This window comes from Lysobacter sp. Soil_C_59, from assembly GCF_057656415.1.
On sequence record NZ_JBDGKK010000001.1, the window covers coordinates 69,994 to 90,417 of the forward strand.

The window sequence follows — 20,424 nt, forward strand, 5'->3', positions numbered from 1 at the left end:
GGCTACTCCATGCCGGGGCGTGCGGAAACCGTAGAGAATCGGTTGCAGATATCCTCGAGCCGCTCGCGGGAGCGGATCAGGGCGTCGACGCAGCGCGGATCAAACAAGCGTCCACGCTGCGCGTACAGGTAGCCAAGCGCCGCATCCGCGTCCCAGGCCTTCTTGTAGGGCCGCGGCGAAATCAGCGCATCGAAGACATCCGCGACCGCCACTATCCTGGCTTCCAACGGAATTTCCTCGCCCACCAGGCCGTCAGGATAGCCGCTGCCGTCGTAACGTTCGTGATGACGCAGGGCGATCAGCGCGCCGGCCTGGATGAAACGGTTCTGGCTTCCGCTGAGCAGTTCGTAGCCGATGCGCGGGTGGCGGCGCATCACGGCGGTTTCGTCTTCCGTCAGCGGTCCGGATTTCATCAGCACGGCATCGGGGATCGCGATCTTGCCGATATCGTGCAGCGGCGCGGCCATTTCGATGACGCGAACCTCGTCCTCGAACATGCCCAGCTGTTCGGCGATCAGGCCGGCGACATGGGCCATGCGTTCCAGGTAGGCGCTCGTGCCGGCATCGCGGTACTCGATCGCGCGCGCCAGTCGCGACAGCGTCTCGCGCTCGCGTTCCTCGACCTCGTGCATGCTCGACAGCAGGCGCTGCTCCAGCGACAGCGCACGCTGCTTGACGTTCTCCGACTGTTGGCGCAGCTGCAACAGGTTGCGGCAACGCGCGCGCAGTTCGCGCGGTCGCACGGGCTTGACGAGGAAATCGATGACGCCCGCTTCCAGCGCGGCCTGGCGCACCGGCTCGTCGCCGACCACGGTCACCAGGATGATCGGGATGTCGCGGTGCATCGGCAGGCGGCGGAAGCGCCTGGCGAACTCGAGCCCGTCCAGGGCCGGCATGCGGTAGTCCAGCAGCAACAGGTCGGGCTGGTTGATTTCGCACCAGCCAAGGGCGGCTTCAGGGTCCCCGAAGTCGGAAACCCTCAGTTCGGAGGATATGTCCTCAATGATGTGGCGCAGCATGGTGCGCGCGGAGGTTTGATCATCAACGATGACGACGTTCACACCAGACATCCATTAGAGCCGCCACCCCCTGTGGTGGCCTCGGTACCGAGGATACCCCGCGGCGCGATTGTCCGCAGGGTCTGGCGCACCGGACCAGTAAGCCGACGTTGGCGGTTCAGGCTCAGCTGCCGGTCTCGGGACGCCCAGCTTCGGGACGCATGTACGGGAACAGCAGCACGTCGCGGATCGAGGTCGAGCCGGTCATCAGCATCACCAGGCGGTCGATGCCGATGCCCAGGCCGCCGGTGGGCGGCAGGCCGACCTCGAGCGCGCGGATGTAGTCGGCATCGAAGTGCATCGCCTCGTCGTCGCCGCCCTCCTTGGCCTCGACCTGGGCGCGGAAGCGCTCGGCCTGGTCCTCGGGGTCGTTGAGCTCGGAGAAGCCGTTGGCCAGCTCCTTGCCGTTGATGAACAGTTCGAAGCGGTCGGTCAGCTCCGGGTCGCGGTCGCTGGCGCGGGCCAGCGGGCTGACCTCGACCGGGTGGTCGACGATGAAGGTCGGCTGCACCAGGGTGTGCTCGACGGTCTTCTCGAAGATGTCCAGCAGCAGCTTGCCCCAGCCGTTGCCCGGCTTGGCCTGGATGCCCAGGCGGGCGCAATGCGCACGCATCTTCGCGACGTCGCGCAGGTCGTCGCGGGCGATTTCCGGGTTGTGCTCCAGCACGGCATCGGTCATCGACCAGCGACGGAAGGCCGGGCCGACGTCGATGTCGTGGCCTTCCCAGTTGAGCTTCGTGGTGCCCAGCACGCTCTGGGCGACGTCGCGGATCACGCCTTCGGTCAGGTCCATGATCTCGGTGTAGGTGGCATAGGCCTCGTACAGCTCGAGCATCGTGAACTCGGGGTTGTGACGGGTCGACACGCCCTCGTTGCGGAAGTTGCGGTTGATCTCGTAGACGCGCTCCAGGCCACCGACGACCAGGCGCTTGAGGTACAGCTCCGGCGCCACGCGCAGGTAGAGCTCCAGGTCGAGCGCGTTGTGGTGCGTGACGAACGGCTTGGCCGCGGCGCCGCCGGGGATGTAATGCATCATCGGCGTCTCGACCTCGAGGAAGCGTCGGGCGTCGAGCCAGGCGCGCATGGCGCGGATGATCTTGGAGCGCTTGACGAAGACGTCGCGTGCCTCGGGGGTCACGATCAGGTCGACATAGCGCTGGCGGTAGCGCTGCTCGACGTCGGCCATGCCGTGGAACTTGTCCGGCAGCGGGCGCAGCGCCTTGGTCAGCAGGCGCAGGCTTTCGGCCTTGAGCGACAGCTCGCCGGTGCGGGTGCGGGTGAGCTCGCCCTCGGCGGAGACGATGTCGCCCAGGTCGAGTTCCTTGAAGACCTCGTAGGCGTCGCCGAGCAGGTCCTTCTTCAGCCACAGCTGCAGGCGGCCCGACTCGTCCTGGATCTGCGCGAAACCGGCCTTGCCCATGTCGCGCTTGAGCAGCACGCGACCGGCCACGGCGACGCGGTGGCGCTTGCCGTCCAGCGCCTCGGCCGTCCACTGCTCGGCGTCGGCGTAGGCGTCCTGCAGGTCGCCGACAAAGTCGGCACGGCGGAAGTCATTGGGGAATGCGATGCCCTGCCCGCGCAGCGCCGTGAGTTTGGCGCGACGCTCGGCGATGAGCCGGTTCTCGTCCGGCGCGGTGCCGTCGGTGTGCGTCTGGGGCGTGGGCTGGTCGGTCATGGATTCTTGGTCTTGCTGAGGGTGGGAAGTCCGTCATTCCCGCGCAGGCGGGAACCCAGTGTCTTTGTTCTTTTCGGTGAAAGCAAAGTCGCTGGGTTCCCGCCTGCGCGGGAATGACGGGCAAGTGGTGCCCGGTTCCCGCTTGCGCGTTGAACCGGCGGATCAGACGGCGTCGGCGCGCTTGGAGCCTGCTTCCAGGCCCGATTTCAGGCTGGCCTCGACGAATTCGTCGAGGTCGCCGTCCAGGACCTTCTGCGTGTCGCTGCGCTCGATGCCGGTGCGCAGGTCCTTGATGCGGCTCTGGTCGAGCACGTAATTGCGGATCTGGCTGCCCCAGCCGATGTCGGACTTGGTCGCCTCGACCGCGTCGCGCTCGGCGTTGCGCTTCTGGATCTCCAGCTCATAGAGCTTTGCGGCCAGCATCTTCATCGCGTTGTCGCGGTTCTGGTGCTGGCTGCGGCCGGTCTGGCAGGCCACGACAATGCCGGACGGGATGTGCGTGATGCGCACCGCCGATTCGGTCTTGTTGACGTGCTGGCCACCGGCGCCGGAGGAGCGGTAGACGTCGGTGCGCAGGTCGGCCGGGTTGATGTCGATGTCGATGTTGTCGTCGACTTCCGGCGACACGAACACCGAGGTGAAACTGGTGTGGCGGCGGTTGTCGGAGTCGAACGGCGACTTGCGCACCAGGCGGTGCACGCCGGTTTCGGTCTTGAGCCAGCCGTAGGCGAAGTCGCCCTCGACGCGCAGCGTGGCCGACTTGATGCCGGCGACGTCGCCGCCGCTGACTTCCATCAGCTCGGTCTTCCAGCCGCGTGATTCGCACCAGCGCAGGTACATGCGCAGCAGGATCTCGGCCCAGTCCTGGGCCTCGGTGCCACCGGCGCCGGCCTGGATGTCGACGAAGGCGTTGGCCGCGTCCATCTTGCCGGAGAACATGCGACGGAACTCGAGCTTCTCGACTTCCTTGGCGTAGCGCTCGACGTCGTCGACCACCGCCAGCGCGGTGCCCTCGTCATCTTCCATTTCGGCCAGTTCCAGCAACTCGCCCGCGCCGACGAGACCGTCGGTGAGGTTACGGATGCCATCGACGACCTTTTCCAGCGAGGAGCGCTCACGGCCCAGGCCTTGGGCACGCTCGGAGTCGTTCCAGATATCGGGGCTTTCGAGTTCGCGGTTTACTTCTTCGAGACGTTCGACTTTGCTGTCGTAGTCAAAGATACCCCCTGAGCGAATCCAGCCGACCGGTGAGGTCGGCGATTCGCTGGCGGACGGGATTGAGTTCGATCATGTCCGTGCGGTGCGGTCAAAGGAACCGCAAATTGTAGCAGCCCCGGACAGGCCGGGGCCGGACCGGTCCCGCCAGGACCGACCCGCACCCTCTCCTGACGTCCCAGTGCTCAGCGGAACTTGAACGGACCCGGGCGCCAGCTGTCGTCCGAGTAGCGGCTGACCGGGCTGCCGTAGCCGCTGCTGGAGCCATAGCCCTGGCCGAAGCCACGCCCGGACTCGCGCCCGCGGCGGCGGTGCATGCGCTCCTGGAGCTCGTCCCGACGCCCCTGCAGCCAATCCGCACGGCCGACGGTTTCGGGCTTCAGGCCACGCCGCTCGGCCTCGCGCTCGCGGAAGTCGCAGAAGTCGTCATAGGCCTCGATCTCGTGCGACAACTTGCGCGCGCACAGCTCGATCATCACCGCATCGTCGAGGAAGCCGAACACCGGCACGTCGTCGGGGATGATGTCGATCGGCGCCGCCAGGTAGTTGAGGGCGGCACGCACGCGCAGCGAGTCCTCGTCCGACAGCGCCCAGGCCTCGTCGCGCAGCATCGCGATCAGCGTGCCCAGGGCCGGAAGTCGCTGTTTCACGAACGTGGGCGGATTGCCCTGCTGTGCCTTTTCCAGCAGCACGGTGGCGGCCGCCACGATCTCTTCGTTGCTTTTGCTTTCCGCGTCCTTCTTGGCGGCTTCGATCTGGCCGGTGAACCGCTCCAGGTCCTCGTCCGAGAAGTCGATCGAGAGGGTCAACGACATGGCTTGCTCCGTGGTCGGTGAAGGCGATCCAGTCAGCCTAGGGACTTGTTTGTTGAATCCGCGTCAATGCCCTCCCCGGCGGCGGCCTGTCGACGGCGCCGGCCGGCTCGGGCCGCCCCGCCCTGCTTCGCCGCCAGCGCGGACAGGGGCCTCACCGGTAAGTCTGCTGCCGCACCCATTTGGTCGCGATCCACTTCTCGCCCCGCGCCACAGGTGCACCACCGTGCAGGCTGGAGGCATCCAGTCCCCCCAGGCCATCGCAGTAGGCAAAGTACAGCGCGCTGCCACGACGCGGAACGAACGCGGCGCCCGCCAGCGGGAAAATCGTTTCGCCGCCGGCATCGGGTTCGTTGAGGTACATGATCAACGAGGCCGTCCGTTGCCCGCCGCGCGCCAGGTGCGGGGCGCTGCCGGACTGCTCCGGCGGGAAGTAGTCGTAGTGCGGCCGGTACTCGCCCCCGGCCCGGTAGTGCAGCACCTGCAGGCCTTCGCCGTGGTCGACCGGCACCTGCATCAGTTCCGCCAGCCGCGTTTCGATGGCGGCAATAGTCAGGTCATGCCCGCGGACGAACCAGGCGCCCTCGCTGCTGCGTTCTTCGATCCGGGCCATCTCGCCGGTGTCGGGCGAGACCACCGTGGACGGGCGCATCTGCTCCTTCGACAGCGTGATCAGGTAGTCGCACTCGTCCGACGACAGGACATTGTCCAGCAGCACCGCGGCAGGCCGTTGGAGCCGGGCGACCGCCTCCATCCGGCGGCCGCCGACCGTGGCCCGGTTGGCGACGCGGAACGCGAATCGATCGGGCCAGCACGACGCGCACGGGGTCTGCGCCGCGCCGATCTCCGCCAGCGCCCGGGCCACTGCCTGGCTTGCCACGGCGCCGTCGATGCGCCCGGCGAGCATCGTCCGCACCAGCGCGTCGGGAGCGCAGCCACGCTCGAGGTTCTCGCGCAGCCACGAGGTCCAGTCATCTGAAAGCATGGTCGGCACTCTCATCGTCGCATCCGTCCGGCGGACGGATAGTGGGTGAACTTCCATTCCTGGTAGCTGGACTTCATCGCGAAGCTGGCGTCCTGCGCCGGAAAACCGTGCTGCTTGAGCGGGATCCCGGGGGCCGCGCTGTTGACGCCATGGATCTCGCCTTGCGTGCCCTTGATCAGCACCCAGTCGCCACCGGTCATCGGATCGGGATGGAGCGCGCGCAGGTGACGGCGCGGATAGGGAACGCGCGGATCCGCCAGCAGATCCTGCAGGCTTGTCGGATAGACGCCGCCGCCGTCGGCCACCGCGTAGCTGCGGATCGCTTCGCGGATCGCATCGCCGTGGCGCAGCAGCTGCGCTTCCTTCGACCGTTGCACCTGCAGGCTCCAGATCGTCCCCACTTCCATCAGGTAGATCCCCACCAGCGCCACGCACAGCAGCGCGGCCAGGATGCCGAAGCCGCGTTGCGAAGCATGCCTGCCAGGGGCACGCGCGCCGGTCTTACCAGGAACTGTAGTCGCTGCCATCTTTCGACTTGCCACGGGCGCCACTGCGCACGTCGTAAATGCCTGCCTCTCCATTCGTGGGCGCCTCCAGCGTCCAGGTGGTGCGGCTGCCGGTGAGCGTGTCCATGGGGACCTCGCGCAGGTAGCGACGCTCGACCAGCTCCTGCAGCGTCTGCGGGTAGCGGCCGCGGTCGCCATGAAAGCGGTCGATCGACGCCCTGAGCACGGTCAGGTTCTCGCGCAGCACGGTTTCCTTGGCCCGCTCGGCCTGCTCGAAATAGCGCGGCACCACCAGCGTCAGCAGCGCGCCCATGATGGCCAGAACCACCAGGAGTTCGATCAGGGTGAAACCGCGTCGCTTCATCGCGTGCCTACCATTTGCGATACGCCGTGCCATCCAGCGCGGCGCCCTCCGACAGGGAGTACACGTCGTAGACGTCGAGGCCCTCGCTGGGCGCGTCCGGCGGACTGGCGTAACTGCGCAGCCCCCAGGTCTTGGCGTCGCCGCGACTCGGGCAATCGCAGGTCGGGTCGCGCGGAATGCGCCTGAGGAAGTAGATGCGCGCACCGCCCGCGCTGCCCTTGTCGACCGCGCCCTCCACCAGCACGTCCAGCGTCGGTGGGTAGCCGCTGTCGTCGACCGACTTGTCGACCCTGCCCTCGTCAGTGGCGGCCTTGTACTCGTCGATGGCATCGCGGATCTGCCACAGCGCACGCCGCAGTCCGTCCTCGCGCGAGCGCTGCGCCGCGACCTGGGTCAGCGGCAACGCCACCATCGCCAGGGTGGCCATGATCGAGAGCGTGACCAGCAGCTCGATCAACGTGAATCCACGCGGCATGGGCGGCCTCATCGGCGCCTGCCCTGTGGTGGTGACGCTTGCGGAGGTGGTGCCGGTGGTGACGACGGTGCCGGCTGAGCTGACCGTGGTGGCGCCGGTGGCAACGCAGGCGGTGGTACCACGACACTGCCGTGCGGCGCAGGCGCGGGGGCAGCACCTGCCGGCGCGTCGTCGCGCTGCGTGCCCAGGCGCGTCTCCGTGCCGGAATAGAAATCGGTGATGCTGTCGGCCGGTACGCCCTGGTTGCGCACGATGTGCGGAGTCAGCAGCAGAATCAGCTCGGTGCGTCGCTTGTCGCTGCCGCGCGTGCCGAAGATCCGGTCGAGGATGGGGATGCGGCTCAGGCCCGGCACGCCGGTGCCTCCGGCCTGCTCACTGCGCTGCAGCAGCCCGGCCAGCGCCTGGGTCTGGTTGTTGCGCACGCTCATCACCGTCTCGGCCGTGCGCGTGCCGATCTGGTAGGCGATCAGTCCGGTGCTGGTGCTGATCGTGTCGGTGACGCTCGACACCTCGAGCCGCAACTTGACCTGGACTTCGTCGTTGCTGCTGATGATCGGCTCGGCCTCCAGCGCCAGGCCGACGTCCTGGTAGTTGATGCTCTCGGTGCTGAAGTTGTCCGACAGCGTCGTCGTCACCACCGGCAGGCGATCGCCGATCAACACCTTGGCCTTCTCGCGATTGCGCACGCGGATGCGCGGATTGGCCAGCGTGTTGGTCCTGCCCTCGCGCTGGAGCATGTCCAGTGCCAGCGACGGGGCTCCCAGGCGCACCAGGATGTCGCCGCTGTTGATGCTCTTGAGCTCCTCCAGGGTCAGCAGCCCCGGCGTGTTCCGCCCCTGGCTGTCGGTGGCGGATGCGGGACTGGCGGTGAACTCGATGCGGTCCGGATACAGCAGCCCGAACTGCAACAGGTCGGTCGCCGATACTTCCAGCACCTCGGCCTCCAGCACCACTTCAGCCGGGGTCACGTCCATTGCCGCGACCAGTCGCTCGGCCACGCCGATGGCTTCGCGCGAGTCGCGCATGATGATCGCGTTGGTGCGCTCGTCCAGTACGACATCGCGGGTCTTCACCATCTGCTTGAGGGCGGCCAGCACCTGCGGCGCCTGCGCGTTCTGGAGATAGAACGTCCGTACCGCCAGGTCGCGGTACTCCATCTCCTTGTCCGGCCGGCGCGGGTAGATCAGCAGGGAGTTGCCGCTGACGACCTTGCTGGCCAGCTGGTTGGCCTCCAGCACCAGCGACAGCACCTGCTTGACCGGCGTGTTGGTGGCATAGATGGTCGTTGGCGTCGTCGTCGCCACTTCGCGATCGAAGGTGAAGTTCAGCCCGGTGATGTTGGACATCAGCTCCAGGATGCTGATCAGCGGCTGGTCGCGGAACTGCACCGTGATCGGCTGGTCGAGATCCCGCGACAGCGTCGGTCCGGCTTCTGCGCCGCCGGGCGATTGGATGGCGTCACGCAGGCGCCCGGCCCGCAGGTTGCCCGGTTGCCTGGCCAGTACCTCGGTGACGATCGCCAGCGCTTCCTTCGGCCGCTGCGCGCTGACCGACTCGGCATACTTCAGCTTCGAATCGATCTGCGCCTGGCGGTCGATCCAGTCCATCATCGCGCGCGGCGTTTCCTCCTCTGGCGCGATCGCCATGGCCTTGCCGACCCAGGCCTTTGCCTGCACCGCGTCGCCCGCTTCGTACGCGGCCACCGCCTTGCGCAGATGGTCATTGACCACTTCCCGCCGGACCTGCAGATGCCTGCTGCGCAATGCCAGGTCGTCGGGATGCGCCGCCGCCTGGCTCGACAGCCATTGCAGGGAGGTTTCCGGGGTCTGCTTGTCGAGCATCGAATCCATCTGCTGATGGCGCATGTCGCTGGCGCAGCCGATGAGCAATGCAAGTGAAGCGACGGCGACGAGTGCCCCGATCGCGCCCATGTCAGCCTCCCAGTGACATGTGCTGCCTACGCTTCATCGGCAGGTAGACGAACTGCACTTCGCGACTGGTCAGCTTCTCGATCCGGTAGGCCCCCATCAGGACATCGCCCTGCCGGTAGAAGCCGGCCTGCCGGCAGGCGACGCAGAGCGGGAAGTCACGGCCCTGCGCGTTGAGAACGGCGTAGAACGCGCCGCTGCCGTCCTGCCACAGTGCGCCGATCGAAAACGGCAACGGCGGCGGCTGCGCAGGCGGCGGTGGCACGTTCGACACGGGCGCTGGCGGTGGTGGCGGTGGTGCCCAGTCCTGGCGCGGGAACAGGTCGACGAATGTCGTCGGTTCGTGCGGCGGCGGCGGCGCTGCGGCGCCGCGCGGTCGTGCGGGGGCGCGTCGAGCGGGAACAGGAGGCCGCGCTTTCGCCGCGGTGGGTGGCGATGCGGTGGGCCGCGCCACTTCGTCGCCTTCCCAAAGACTGACGATACCCAACGTGCACAGGACCACTGTCGCGAGCCCAAGCCAGGGGGCGGCGCGCTCAACTGCCGTTCGCCACTTGCGAGCGCGCCTCACGACGCCACCTCCACCAGCAGCGAGCACTGGATCCGGATCGCCAGCTGCGTCTGACCGATGTCCTGCCGCGACAATGTCAGGAGCTCGATGCGAACGCCGGGCAGTTGCCGCAAGTCGGCAGTGAAGCCCCGGAACTGGCGATAGTCACTGTTGAACGAGGCCTCCACCAGATAGCGGCGCAAGCGGCTGCCATCGCCAGGCTCGGCCTGGTAGACGGCACTGGGGATGGTCAGGCCATGGTGGGCGGCGATGGCATGGAAGCTGTGCAGGAACGCCGAGAAGCGCTGATCGGCGCTTGCCTTGTCCAGCGCTTCTTCCGGAGTCGGCGGCGGCGCGTGGACCATGGCTGCAAGGCGCGCGTCCAGCTGCTCACGTCGTTGCGCAAGATCGCGCTGCAACGGCCAGACTTCCACGCAGACCACAACTGCGGCAATGACAAAGACCGCGACCGCCAGGCGGCCCAGGTTGCCCAGCCGCCACAGACCACGTCGCAGCTCCCATTCGAACCGTTTCATCGCTGCCCCGATGGCGGCGAAGCCGGTCGCGTCGAAGCCACCGGCGACGCGCTTTGCGTTTGCGCTCCAGCCAGCGGTCGCCAGATCACCTGCACGCGGGTCTCCACCGGACTGCCCGTTGATCCGGGCTTCGCGGTCTGCCGTTTCACCAGCACACGCTCGGCGCCGGCCTGTCGCTCCAGCCAGTCGACGTAGGCCAGCGCCTCCTGCGCCGACCGCGATTCGAACACCATGTCGATCTGGCGCGTATCCGTGGCCAGGTCCAGCAGCAGGAAGGCGATGCCCGGACGCCAGCCTCGTTCCATCAGATCGCGTGCCGGCTCCATCGCGTAACGCTGCCTGGCCATCAACTCGCGCGCCTGCGGGTCGGCGGCGCTGCGATGGGCATTGCCGATGGAGCGACGGGTGTGCTCGCTGTGGCTGATCGCCGTCTCCTGCGCATCCAGCGCAGCACCGCGATCGCGCAGCGCGTCCAGGTATTGGATCGCGGCCACCAGCGCCGTCACTGACAGCAGGAGACTGGCCATCGACACGGTTTGCGGCGGCCGGTTGGCCAGATGCAGGTCGAACCGAGGAGCCCTCATGACCCATCCCCCGGCGGCGAGGGCAACCAGCGTGCGTCGGGCAGGCCGCCCAGCACCACCTGCATGTGTGCCGGCGCAATCAGGTAGGTACGCTGCAGCGGTGCGGCACGACACAGGAATGCCGCGTCACGAAGCACGTGCGCGATCGGCGGAACCGCCGGCAGCGTGACGTAGCCCGCCCATCGTTTCTCGTGGCGGAAGCACAGGTGGGCGACCGAACGCCGGCCGGCGCGATCCTCGATGCCAACAATGGCAATCGAGCCGTCGTCGACTCGCGCCGCGTTTCGGGACAGCGCACGCGTGAATCCCGGTTCGATCCGCATCAGCTGCAACGCCTGCACCCTGCACAATCGTGCGACGCCGACGCACAGCGCTTCAGGCACCGCCGCCGCCATGCGTGCGCAGCCCCAGGGGCTGTCCTCGACACTGAACCGCCACGCCTCAGGCGCGCCGAGACCGTCGAGCACGAATCTCGTCCGCGCCGATGCCAGCCAATCGGCTGGTCGCGACATCGGCGCCCACGGCAGGATGAAATAGCAGGCGAATGCGCCGGAGACGACGACTTCGACGCGATGCAGCCCACGCCTGCGTGACCTGGGAAGTCCCGTCGCGAGCAGTGTCTCGATCGCCGCCAGTGCCGAGGCGACGTCAGCCGCACGCTCCAGCGCGACCTCCATGCGCGATTGTCCGGCGGCGTTACGGAGGATGACGCAGTCGTCGCCTATCCACAGCACGTGGCGGCTCCACACCGCCTCGACCGCCGGCGCCATCGCTGCAAGCCGGGCGGCGACTGTCGCCGGCATCGCGCGAATCCTATTCCACCAGCGTGACACGGTTCACCTCCGCCAACGTCGTGCGCCCGTCGGCCACCGCGCGCAGGGCCACTTGGCGGATGGGGATGAAGCCGCTCTCACGTGCCACCTGCCGCAACTCCAGAAGTGGCCGGCGCTCCATGAAGCACTGCCTGATCCCATCGTTGAAACGCAGCACCTCGGCGATCGGTTGCCGGCCGAGATAGCCGGTCTTTCGGCAGGCATCGCAGCCGGCACCCTTGCGGAATCTCCATCCATCGACCTGCGACCTGGTCAGTGCCGAGGCATGCAGCAAGGCTTCATCCGGCGGCGAGTCGCACAGGCAATGCGGGCAATTCAGCCGCATCAATCGTTGCGCCACCGCACCGAGCATCGAGGCGACGAAGCTGTGCATATCCACGCCCATGTGCAGGAAGCGGTCGAGCACCGCGAACACACTGTTGGCGTGGACCGAAGTCAGCACGAGGTGGCCGGTCAGCGCCGCCTGCACGGCAATAGCGGCGGTCTCGCCGTCGCGGATCTCGCCTACCAGGATCTTGTCCGGGTCGTGACGCAGGATCGAGCGCAGGCCACGTGCGAACGTCAGCCCCTTCTTGTCGTTGATCGGAATCTGCAGGACCCCCGGCAGCTCGTACTCCACCGGGTCTTCGATCGTGATGATCTTCTCCTCGCCGGTGTTGATCTCCGACAAGGTGGCATAGAGCGTCGTCGACTTGCCCGAGCCGGTGGGTCCGGTCACCAGGATCAGGCCGTATGGCTCATGGGCGATGGCACGGATCGCACTGACGATATCGGCCTCGTGCCCGATCGCGTCCAGCCGCAACGGCGCCGCGTCTCGCTGACCGCGCTGCTTGTCGAGCACGCGCAGGACCGCGTCCTCGCCGTGGATGGAGGGCATGATCGAGACGCGGAAGTCGATCTCGCGCTGGTTGATGATGGCGCGGAATCGCCCATCCTGCGGAATCCTGCGCTCGCCGATGTCGAGATCGGCCATCACCTTCAACCGTGAGAGCACCTGCTCGGCGACATCGGTTCCCGCGGCGGAGCCGGCAGCCGCGAGCACGCCGTCGATGCGGTACTTCACCACCAGCCCCGATGCCGTGCTCTCGACGTGGATGTCGGAGGCCCGCGCCTTGAGTGCGTCGTAAAGCGACGAGTTCACGAGGCGGATCACCGGATGGACGTCGGCGGCCAAAGTGGCGAGGGTGATCTTGACGCCGTCGCTGCCTGCGGCCTGCGCATGGCCCATGTCGACCTGGCCCATCGCCTGGTGCTCGACCTCGTGCGTGGCCAGGTAAGCCAGCAGTACGCCTGGCACGCAGAAGGTGAAGCGGAACGCCGAGCGCACGCGCTGCATCGCCCACGAGCGCTGGCGGGGATCGAACGGGTCGGCCAGGACCAGCAACGCCAGGCCGTCCGCGTCGCGCGCCAGCAGGCAGTTGCGCGGCATCGCCTCGGCGAATGGCAGCAGGTCGAAGCATGGCGTCAGCGCTTCCAGCTCGCTGGCGTCGAGCCCACGCAATCCGGTGAGGCGGCCGACCCGCTGCAGGTACTGATCCGGATCCTGCCCGGCCTCGTTCCACATGCGCACCTGCAGCGAGTCGTCGCCCCCCGGGGCCGGCCCTGCGTCGCGATCAAGTCTTTCGGCGGGCACGTTCGCCATCGCCCTACCCCACGCTTCCGGCGAGCTGGAAGATAGGCATGTACAGCAGGAACACGATCGTGCCGACAATCGCACCGACGACCAGCATCAGCACCGGCTCGACCATCCGCATCAGCGTGTCGATGGCGCGGTCCAGCTCGTCGTCGCAGAACTCGGCCGAGCGCGTGACCATGGCCGCGACTTCACCGCTCTGCTCGCCGACCCGGATCAGGCGCTCGGCCACTGGCGTGGTCAGGCCGGCGGCGGGCAGCGCGGTCGACAGGGCCTTGCCGGCACTGATGTCGCCCAGCGCCTGCGACAGCGACGGTTGCATCCGCACCGGCAGCAACTGCGACGACAGCTCAAGCGATGCCACAACCGACATGCCGCCCGATAGCAGCAGCCCAAGCGTGCGATAGAAGCGCGTCAACGCGAACAGGCGCTGGTACTGGCTCATGCGAGGCAACGCCCAGACCAGCCCCATCAGCTTCTCGCGCGTCCCGGCACTGCGCAGTGCCAGCACTGCCAGCACCACCGAGGCAACGATCGCGGCGAACAACACCGCGCCGTGGGCGTGAACCGTCTCGCCCCACCACAGCATCAGCCGCGCCGCCGCTGGCAGGTCCTTCATCGACGCGTAGACCTGGCTGAACTTGGGGATCACGTAGAACGCCAGGAACAGGATGATCATCGCCCCGGTCGCGATCACCACCATCGGATACACCATCGACGCGACCACCTTCTTGCGCACCACCGCGAGCCTGGCGTCGTAGTGGTGATAGCGCTTGAGTGCTTCGGCCAGGTGACCGGTGCGTTCGGCCGAGGCGACCGTGGCCACGTACAGCGCGGGGAACGCGTCCGGCTGGCGCTCCAGCGCCTTCGACAGTGGCAGCCCTTCGCACAAGGCGTCGACGATGCCGGCCAGCACGCTCCGGTTGATGCCCTCGCCACTCTTGTCGCGCAGCGTCTCCATTGTTTCGATCAGGCTCAGGCCTGCCTCCAGCAGTGCGATCAGTTCCTGCGTGAACAACGACCGGTCGAAGCGCGGCTTGCGTAACACCAGGCCCATCCGGCGCCTTGGCATCGGCGCCACATCGACCACTCCCAGGCCCATTGCCTGCACCATCTGCCGCAGCTGCGGTTCGTCCGCCGCCTCCAGCTCGATCTGTCTCGGGCCGTCACCGGCACGAAAGCGCACCAGGAAGCGCATGCCATCGGCCCTACTTGGCGACGATGTCGGCGTCTTCGCCGGTTCCGCCGGCTTTGCCGTCGGCGCCGAGCGTCAGCAGGTCGTAGTCCTTGCCACTCTCGCCGGGCATGCGGAACACGTACTGCGCGCCCCACGGATCGGGCGGCACGTCGTTGTTCATGTAGGGCCCGGCCCAGCCGTGCAGATTCCCGGGATTGACCGAGAGTGCCCGCAGGCCCTCGTCAGTGGAGGGAAACCGACCGGTGTCGAGGCGATAGCGATCGAGCGCGTCGGCGATCGATTTCATCTGCGACGCGGCGGTCTTGCTCCTGGCCTTGCCAATCTCGCCAAACAGCTTCGGCCCGACGTAACCCGCCAGCAGCGCGATGATCAGCAGGACCACCAGCAGTTCCAGCAAGGTGAACCCACCCGCCCTGCGGCGGGTGGAGGCGACAGCGAGGGAAGCAGCGTGCATGGTCGACTCCGATGATTGACGGATCCGGGAGCGGTGAAGCGCGCGGACCCTCGCGCCGACTCGCCAGCTACTTGTTGATCTCTCCCATCACCTTGGTCAGTTCGGCGCCGTCCGCGTCACCGTCAAGCTCCCAGCTGAAGACGCCGCGCAGGTTGTTCTTGCGCACGTAGTCGAGCTTTTCGCGAACGGTGGCCGGCGTGTCGTACGACCAGAAGGTCGTGCCGTCGTACTTCCAGGCCTGCTTGCTGACCGGATGCTCGCGCACGATGCCCGGTGCGTTCTTGAGGATCTTGTAGTCCTCGACGCCGGCTTCGTAGCTGCCTGGCGCCTGCTTGCTGGCAGGCTGGTAGAGCCCGTCGCCCTTCGACCCGGCAGCCACGCCGGTCCAGCCGCGGCCGTAGAACGGGATGCCGACGACGATCTTCGAAGGCGCGACGCCACCTTGCAGCAGCGCCTTGATCGCGCTGTCGACGTTGAACGTTGCGCCGTTGCCCTTCGCGTTCGGGCTTTCCGGATCGATGTACAGGTTGGACTGGAAATCGGTCGGCCCGGTGGCCTCCCAGCCGCCGTGGAAGTCATAGGACATGACGTTGATCCAGTCGAGCGACTTGCTGTACTCGCCAGGTTCGGTGTTGGCGATCTTGTCGCCACCGGATCCGATTGCCACCGTCAGCAGATAGTGCTTGCCGTTCTGCTGGCCGATCGCATCGAGCTGCTTGCGGAACTCCGCCAGCAACAGCGTGTAGTTGCGCTTGTCGTCCGCTTCGACCGCGTTGTAGGGCATTCCGCCACCACCCGGGAACTCCCAGTCGATGTCGATGCCGTCGAACACACCGGCCGCGGCGCCGTCACCGCCGGCATTGCTGGCCTGGTCGAACGGCAGGTTGCCCTTGATGTAGACGTTGATGCACGAGCTCGCCAGCTGCTTGCGCAGCGCATCGGTCGCCGCCGCCTTGGCGAACCACCGCGACCAGGTCCAGCCGCCCAGCGAGATCATGACCTTCATCCCTGGGTACTTGGCCTTGAGCTTCTTGAACTGGTTGAAGTTGCCTTTGAGCGGACCTGCCTTGCCACTGCGCGGATCGTCCCAGGCGAAGCCCCACGAGTCGGCGGCGCCATCGACGGACTCGGGCGCGGTGAAGCCCTTCTGGTAGTCGGCCCAGCCATCACCGCCGCTGCCGGCTTGCGGGCTGTTGGAATCGCTTGGTTCGGCCTTGGTGATGATGTCGCACTCGTAGCCACCATTCTTCGGGTAGAGGTTGCCGAAGGCGTAGTTGACGAAGGTCAGGTGCTGCGCTGCGCCACTGTTGGCGATGTCCTTGACCTGGTAGTTGCGCCCATAGATGCCCCACTGCGCGAAGTAGCCGCCGACTTCCTTGCCTGAGGACGGGCCGGAACCTGTGACGGTTCCTGGAGCTGGGGATGGCGCGGGTGCGGGTGCGGGTGTAGGAGTTGGTGCTAGTGCTGGTGCTGGAGTCGGAGTCGGAGTCGGAGTCGGAGTTGGTGCCGGTGTCGGAGCTGGCGTCGGAGTTGGCGTCGGCGTAGGCGTAGGAGCCGGTGCCGGTGCCGGTGCCGGTGCTGGTGTTGGTGTTGGTGTTGGTGTTGGTGTTGGTGTTGGTGTTGGTGTTGGTGCGGGAGTCGGAGTCGGAGTCGGAGTCGGAGTCGGAGTCGGAGTCGGCGTAGGTGTCGGTGCAGGTGCCGGTGTCGCAGTGCCTGCGCCACCCGAGCAAGCGCCCATGTCCTGCCACACGCCCCACTCACCGGACTGCGACGGACTGTCGCCCTGTGTCCACCACTTGTTCTGGTAGACACGACCACCACTGGTCACTCTCGTGCCGGCGTTGGCATAGGTTGCACTGGAAGACCAGGCCGCTCCGCAGCTTCCCGTAGACGGACTCGGTGTCGGCGCCGGTGCCGGTGCGGGAGATGGTGTCGGAGTCGGTGTCGGCGAGCCGGTAGCGGCTCCCGTGTCGCGCCAAAGTGTCGGGCTGGCTTTGGGCGTCCAACCGGCACCGGCGTGGGCCGTATGCGCCTGCAGCGCCTGGTAGGTTCGCCCTTCGTAGGTGACCGTCGTGCCTGTGCTGTAGGTGGCACCTTCGCGCCACTCCGCGGAGATCGCGGCAGACGAATAAGCAGCGAACAGCGCCGCTGCCAATAGTGACGCGCGATACTTTTCCATATTCATGAATGCCACCGCCGTGTGCTTGCAGTGTCTGAACAAATGTTCAGATTCGGCGTCGACGCTATAGGCAGGTACCGCCTCAGTCTTTAAGAATTGTCTGAAAGTCTGGAACGAAAAAATCCGAGTTCCTCGTCAGTCATTCCCCACAACGCGGCAGCAGCCTATGCAGGCTCTCTGTGCACGACGACCAGTTGCACGGCATCGCCGCCGCGGTAGTCATCGGGTTCGAGACGGTACGCGATGCGCAGACGATCCGGCGGCGCATGGCCAAGCCAGCCGCCGAACTCGATCGCATTCAACTGCACACCGGCAAAACGCAGCACCAGCTTGAGGTGGCGTTCGCCGACGACGCGCCAGCTCACTACATCGAACTCGCCATCGAACTGCGGCTCCGCGAAGCCCTGCCCCCACGGACCACCGTCACGCAGCACCTCGGCGCTGGTGCGATTGAAATCGGCAACGCCCAGCTCACCATCGCTGAGCACGTCGGCCTGCAACAACTCCGGCGTCAGCGCTGCCTGTGCGATCTGCTCGAATGCACTCGCGAACGCCGGATAGGCTTCGGCACGCAGGGACAGGCCGGCCGCCATCGCATGGCCGCCGAAACGCTCGATCAGCGCCGGATGGCGCGCGGCGACATCGGCCAGCGCATCGCGGATATGGAATCCCGGGATCGATCGCGCCGAACCACGCAACGTGTCGCTGCCCGGTTCGGCCGGTGCGAAGGCGATGACCGGACGATGCAGCCGCTCCTTCATCTTCGACGCCACCAGCCCGACCACGCCCGGATGCCATTGAGCGTCGTAGAGACAAACCGCGCTGCGCGTGCCCTGCTCAAGCACGCTCACGCGCGCCAGCGCCTGCTCGGCCTCGTCGGTCATCTGCTGCTGCACGGCGCGACGTTCGCTGTTGATCTCGTTCAACGTCGCGGCGATGTCGCGCGCCCGCGCCAGGTCGTCGGTCAACAGGCATTCGATGCCGAGCGTCATGTCCTCCAGGCGCCCGGCCGCATTGAGTCGCGGGGCCACGGCATAGCCGATGTCGGAGGCGGTCAGGCGACTGGCGTCGCGCTGCGCCACTTCGATCAGCGCCCGAAGTCCGACGCTGCCCTGCCCCGCACGCAGCCGGCGCAGACCGGCGGCGACAAGCGCGCGATTGTTCGCGTCCAGCGGCACCAGGTCGGCGACGGTGCCGACAGCGACCAGGTCGAGCAGCGTTGTCAGATCCGGCCCTTGGCCGGCAAACGCCCCCTGCACGCGCAGGTGACGTCGAAGCGCCAGCAGCACGTAGAACATCACGCCGACACCGGCCAGCACCTTGCTCGGGAATGGATCGCCGTGCAGGTTCGGATCGACGATGGCGTCGGCCGGCGGCAACTGCTCACCGGGAAGGTGATGGTCGGTGACCAGCACCTTCCAGCCGCGCGCCTTCGCCGCGGCGATGCCGGCATGGCAGGCAATGCCGTGATCGACCGTCACCAGCAGCTCGGGCTGCAGCGCCGCCAGCTCCTCCACCAGCGCCGGTGACAATCCATACCCATGGACCATGCGATTGGGCACCGCGTGCGAGACACGACGAGCACCGAGCATGCGCAGGCCACGCACGCCGACGGCGCAGGCGGTAGCGCCATCGCAATCGAAATCGCCGACAACGACGATGTGGCGATCTTCCGCAATCGCGGCCGACAACAGCGACACGGCCGCATCGAGGCCGCCCAGGTCATCGGGTGCCAGCAGATTGGCCAGGCGCGGCTGCGCCTGCTCGATGCTCATCGCTCCGCGTGCGGCATACAGGCGGCGCAGTAGCGGCGACAAGGTGTCAGGCCATTGACCGGCCTGCTCGTATTCGCGCCGGCGCAATCTGGCTTGCGGCTTCATGCAGCGTTGCCGGCCGCGCCGGCAATGAACGAGTGCAACGGCTTGCGCCAGAAGCGCCAGCGCTGACTGCGTGCAAGGTCGTAGAGGGCGCCATCGGCGAAGTCGAACTGCAGGCGATCGATGTCGCCATGCGCAAGCGCCGAAACCAGCGGTGCGAACCAGTCGCGCTCCAGCAGCGCCAGGTCGCGCGCATCGCGCAGGTCGAACAACGCGTTGCCGTCACCGCCGGGCCACGAAGTCGGACGTCCATCGACCCTTGCGCCAGCCATCGCGGCCAGCGCCGTAAGTGCCTCGTCGTCGCTGGCAACGTGGGCAAAGGCGGTGCGGACGTGGTCGGGCAGGATCCCGGCGCCCCAGAACCAGAGCGAGTTGACCGGGGCCAGGCCGGCCGCGGCGCGCTCGGCATTGAGCGGGTGATTGTGCAGCACGACCTGGGCTTCGCTCAGCAGGGCGCGCCAGCGGCGACCTTCGTTGCCTTCCGGCAACTGGTCGAACATGTCAGCGCCGAGCGCCTGCTCAGGCGAGGTGAACTCGGGGAGCTTCGCGCCCAGCGGCAGGCGCAGGTACCAGCGCGACGAAACCGGCGCATCGATCGGGAAGCCGGCGTCGCCAAACAATGGCTTCAAGGGGCGCAGCAGCGTGGCCGCATCGGCGGCCGTCAGGCCCAGGGCCTGGCCGTACGAGAGCAGTCGCGCACCGTTGATGTCCGGCTGCACGTAGGCGGGATCGGCGCGCAGCCAGACCGCGTTGGCGGCATCGCCGGCGTCACGCTGGCGCGCGGCAGCGGCAACCGGCCAGCCGCGGGGAAGCACGTCGAGCACGCGCGCCATCTGCGCGCGTCCGTCCGGGGACGGATCTGCTGCCGCCTGGCTGCGGTCGGCGCGGGCCAGGGCCTTGCCCGTGACGGGCGAGAGCCGCTGTCCGCCGAAGCGATCGCGTGCCGGCAGCAGCAGCGTGATCATCAGCCGGCGTAACTGACGCCGATGATCTCGTACTCGCGGATACCGCCGGGCGCTTCGATGGTGACCGTGTCGCCCTCATGCTTGCCGATCAGCGCACGCGCCACCGGCGACGAAATCGCGATCAGGCCCTGCTTGATGTCCGCCTCCAGGTCGCCAACGATCTGGTAGCTGCGCTCTTCGTCGGTCTCGCTGTCGGCCAGCTCGACCTTGGCGCCGAACACGACCCGCGAACCGGCATTCAACGAGGCCACGTCGATGATCTGCGCATGCGACAGCTCGGCTTCGAGCTGCTTGATGCGGCCTTCGATGAAGCCCTGCTGCTCGCGCGCGGCGTGGTATTCGGCGTTCTCCTTGAGATCGCCATGGGCGCGCGCCTCGGAGATCGCATTGATCACGGCCGGCCGCTTGACCGACTTCAGTTCTTCAAGCTCGGCGCGCAGGCGCTGGGCGCCGTGCAGGGTGATGGGTGCTCGCATTGCTGTTTCCTTTGGATCCGGCCCAACGGCCGGCTACGGCTTCGATAGCCGGATTCTCTATCAGATGGTGTCAGTCCGTCATCCCCGCGCAGGCGGGAATGTCGTGATTGGCCCGTCATTCCCG

At 67.1% G+C, this 20,424-nt stretch carries 20 protein-coding genes; all 20 read right to left on the bottom strand.

The features are described from left to right. Positions 1-2 precede the first annotated feature (2 nt). A complete protein-coding gene (rpfG, locus tag AC3A3Q_RS00285) occupies positions 3-1,070 on the bottom strand; it encodes a cyclic di-GMP phosphodiesterase response regulator RpfG (RefSeq protein ID WP_200605135.1) in 1,068 nt (355 codons plus the stop codon). A 112-nt stretch (positions 1,071-1,182) separates the two neighbouring features. Beyond that, positions 1,183-2,733: a lysine--tRNA ligase gene (gene lysS, locus AC3A3Q_RS00290; RefSeq protein WP_487584367.1), complete on the bottom strand. Its 1,551-nt coding sequence runs from the start codon at positions 2,731-2,733 to the stop codon at positions 1,183-1,185. Between the two features lie 162 nt (positions 2,734-2,895). Next, a protein-coding gene (gene prfB / locus AC3A3Q_RS00295) for a peptide chain release factor 2 (protein ID WP_158730866.1) occupies positions 2,896-4,024 on the bottom strand; the annotation gives its coding sequence in 2 pieces (ribosomal slippage) (positions 2,896-3,948 and positions 3,950-4,024; 1,128 coding nt in all). A gap of 109 nt (positions 4,025-4,133) precedes the next feature. Further along, positions 4,134-4,763 carry a YkvA family protein gene (locus tag AC3A3Q_RS00300; RefSeq protein ID WP_487584368.1) on the bottom strand — a complete coding sequence of 210 codons (630 nt, stop codon included), beginning with the start codon at positions 4,761-4,763 and terminating at the stop codon, positions 4,134-4,136. Between the two features lie 151 nt (positions 4,764-4,914). Further along, positions 4,915-5,745: a 2OG-Fe(II) oxygenase gene (locus AC3A3Q_RS00305; RefSeq protein WP_487584369.1), complete on the bottom strand. Its 831-nt coding sequence runs from the start codon at positions 5,743-5,745 to the stop codon at positions 4,915-4,917. 11 nt (positions 5,746-5,756) lie between these two features. Further along, positions 5,757-6,272, bottom strand: a complete 516-nt coding sequence (locus AC3A3Q_RS00310; protein WP_487584370.1) for a hypothetical protein — start codon at positions 6,270-6,272, stop codon at positions 5,757-5,759. Next, positions 6,247-6,615, bottom strand: coding sequence for a type II secretion system protein (locus tag AC3A3Q_RS00315; RefSeq protein ID WP_487584371.1), 369 nt, complete (start codon positions 6,613-6,615; stop codon positions 6,247-6,249). Before AC3A3Q_RS00315 ends, AC3A3Q_RS00310 begins: the two co-directional genes overlap by 26 nt. A 7-nt stretch (positions 6,616-6,622) precedes the next feature. Continuing rightward, positions 6,623-7,090 carry a type II secretion system protein gene (locus AC3A3Q_RS00320; RefSeq protein ID WP_487584372.1) on the bottom strand — a complete coding sequence of 156 codons (468 nt, stop codon included), beginning with the start codon at positions 7,088-7,090 and terminating at the stop codon, positions 6,623-6,625. Between the two features lie 8 nt (positions 7,091-7,098). Beyond that, positions 7,099-9,021, bottom strand: coding sequence for a type II secretion system protein GspD (locus tag AC3A3Q_RS00325; protein WP_487584373.1), 1,923 nt, complete (start codon positions 9,019-9,021; stop codon positions 7,099-7,101). 1 nt (position 9,022) lies between these two features. Next, a complete protein-coding gene (locus tag AC3A3Q_RS00330; RefSeq protein WP_487584374.1) occupies positions 9,023-9,292 on the bottom strand; it encodes a hypothetical protein in 270 nt (89 codons plus the stop codon). A 290-nt stretch (positions 9,293-9,582) separates the two neighbouring features. Further along, positions 9,583-10,101 (bottom strand): hypothetical protein, encoded by a 519-nt coding sequence (locus tag AC3A3Q_RS00335; protein WP_487584375.1) that lies wholly within the window; start codon positions 10,099-10,101, stop codon positions 9,583-9,585. Continuing rightward, positions 10,098-10,685, bottom strand: coding sequence for a hypothetical protein (locus AC3A3Q_RS00340; protein WP_487584376.1), 588 nt, complete (start codon positions 10,683-10,685; stop codon positions 10,098-10,100). The genes AC3A3Q_RS00335 and AC3A3Q_RS00340 overlap by 4 nt, the downstream gene beginning before the upstream one ends. Next, complete coding sequence (locus AC3A3Q_RS00345; RefSeq protein WP_487584377.1) at positions 10,682-11,488, bottom strand: hypothetical protein; 807 nt, start codon at positions 11,486-11,488, stop codon at positions 10,682-10,684. The genes AC3A3Q_RS00340 and AC3A3Q_RS00345 overlap by 4 nt, the downstream gene beginning before the upstream one ends. Before the next feature lie 10 nt (positions 11,489-11,498). Then, positions 11,499-13,160, bottom strand: coding sequence for a GspE/PulE family protein (locus AC3A3Q_RS00350; protein WP_487584378.1), 1,662 nt, complete (start codon positions 13,158-13,160; stop codon positions 11,499-11,501). 4 nt (positions 13,161-13,164) lie between these two features. Continuing rightward, the gene (locus AC3A3Q_RS00355) at positions 13,165-14,349 is read right to left on the bottom strand and encodes a type II secretion system F family protein (RefSeq protein WP_487584379.1); all 1,185 of its coding nucleotides are present in this window, start codon (positions 14,347-14,349) and stop codon (positions 13,165-13,167) included. 10 nt (positions 14,350-14,359) lie between these two features. Then, a complete protein-coding gene (gspG, locus tag AC3A3Q_RS00360; protein ID WP_487584380.1) occupies positions 14,360-14,803 on the bottom strand; it encodes a type II secretion system major pseudopilin GspG in 444 nt (147 codons plus the stop codon). 67 nt (positions 14,804-14,870) lie between these two features. Then, a complete protein-coding gene (locus AC3A3Q_RS00365; protein WP_487584381.1) occupies positions 14,871-16,988 on the bottom strand; it encodes a glycosyl hydrolase family 18 protein in 2,118 nt (705 codons plus the stop codon). A 158-nt stretch (positions 16,989-17,146) separates the two neighbouring features. Further along, the gene (gene recJ, locus AC3A3Q_RS00370; protein WP_487584382.1) at positions 17,147-18,862 is read right to left on the bottom strand and encodes a single-stranded-DNA-specific exonuclease RecJ; all 1,716 of its coding nucleotides are present in this window, start codon (positions 18,860-18,862) and stop codon (positions 17,147-17,149) included. Continuing rightward, positions 18,859-19,824: a phosphoglycerate mutase gene (locus tag AC3A3Q_RS00375; RefSeq protein WP_487584383.1), complete on the bottom strand. Its 966-nt coding sequence runs from the start codon at positions 19,822-19,824 to the stop codon at positions 18,859-18,861. Before AC3A3Q_RS00375 ends, recJ begins: the two co-directional genes overlap by 4 nt. Next, the gene (gene greA / locus AC3A3Q_RS00380; protein ID WP_441814564.1) at positions 19,824-20,300 is read right to left on the bottom strand and encodes a transcription elongation factor GreA; all 477 of its coding nucleotides are present in this window, start codon (positions 20,298-20,300) and stop codon (positions 19,824-19,826) included. Before greA ends, AC3A3Q_RS00375 begins: the two co-directional genes overlap by 1 nt. Positions 20,301-20,424: the final 124 nt, after the last annotated feature.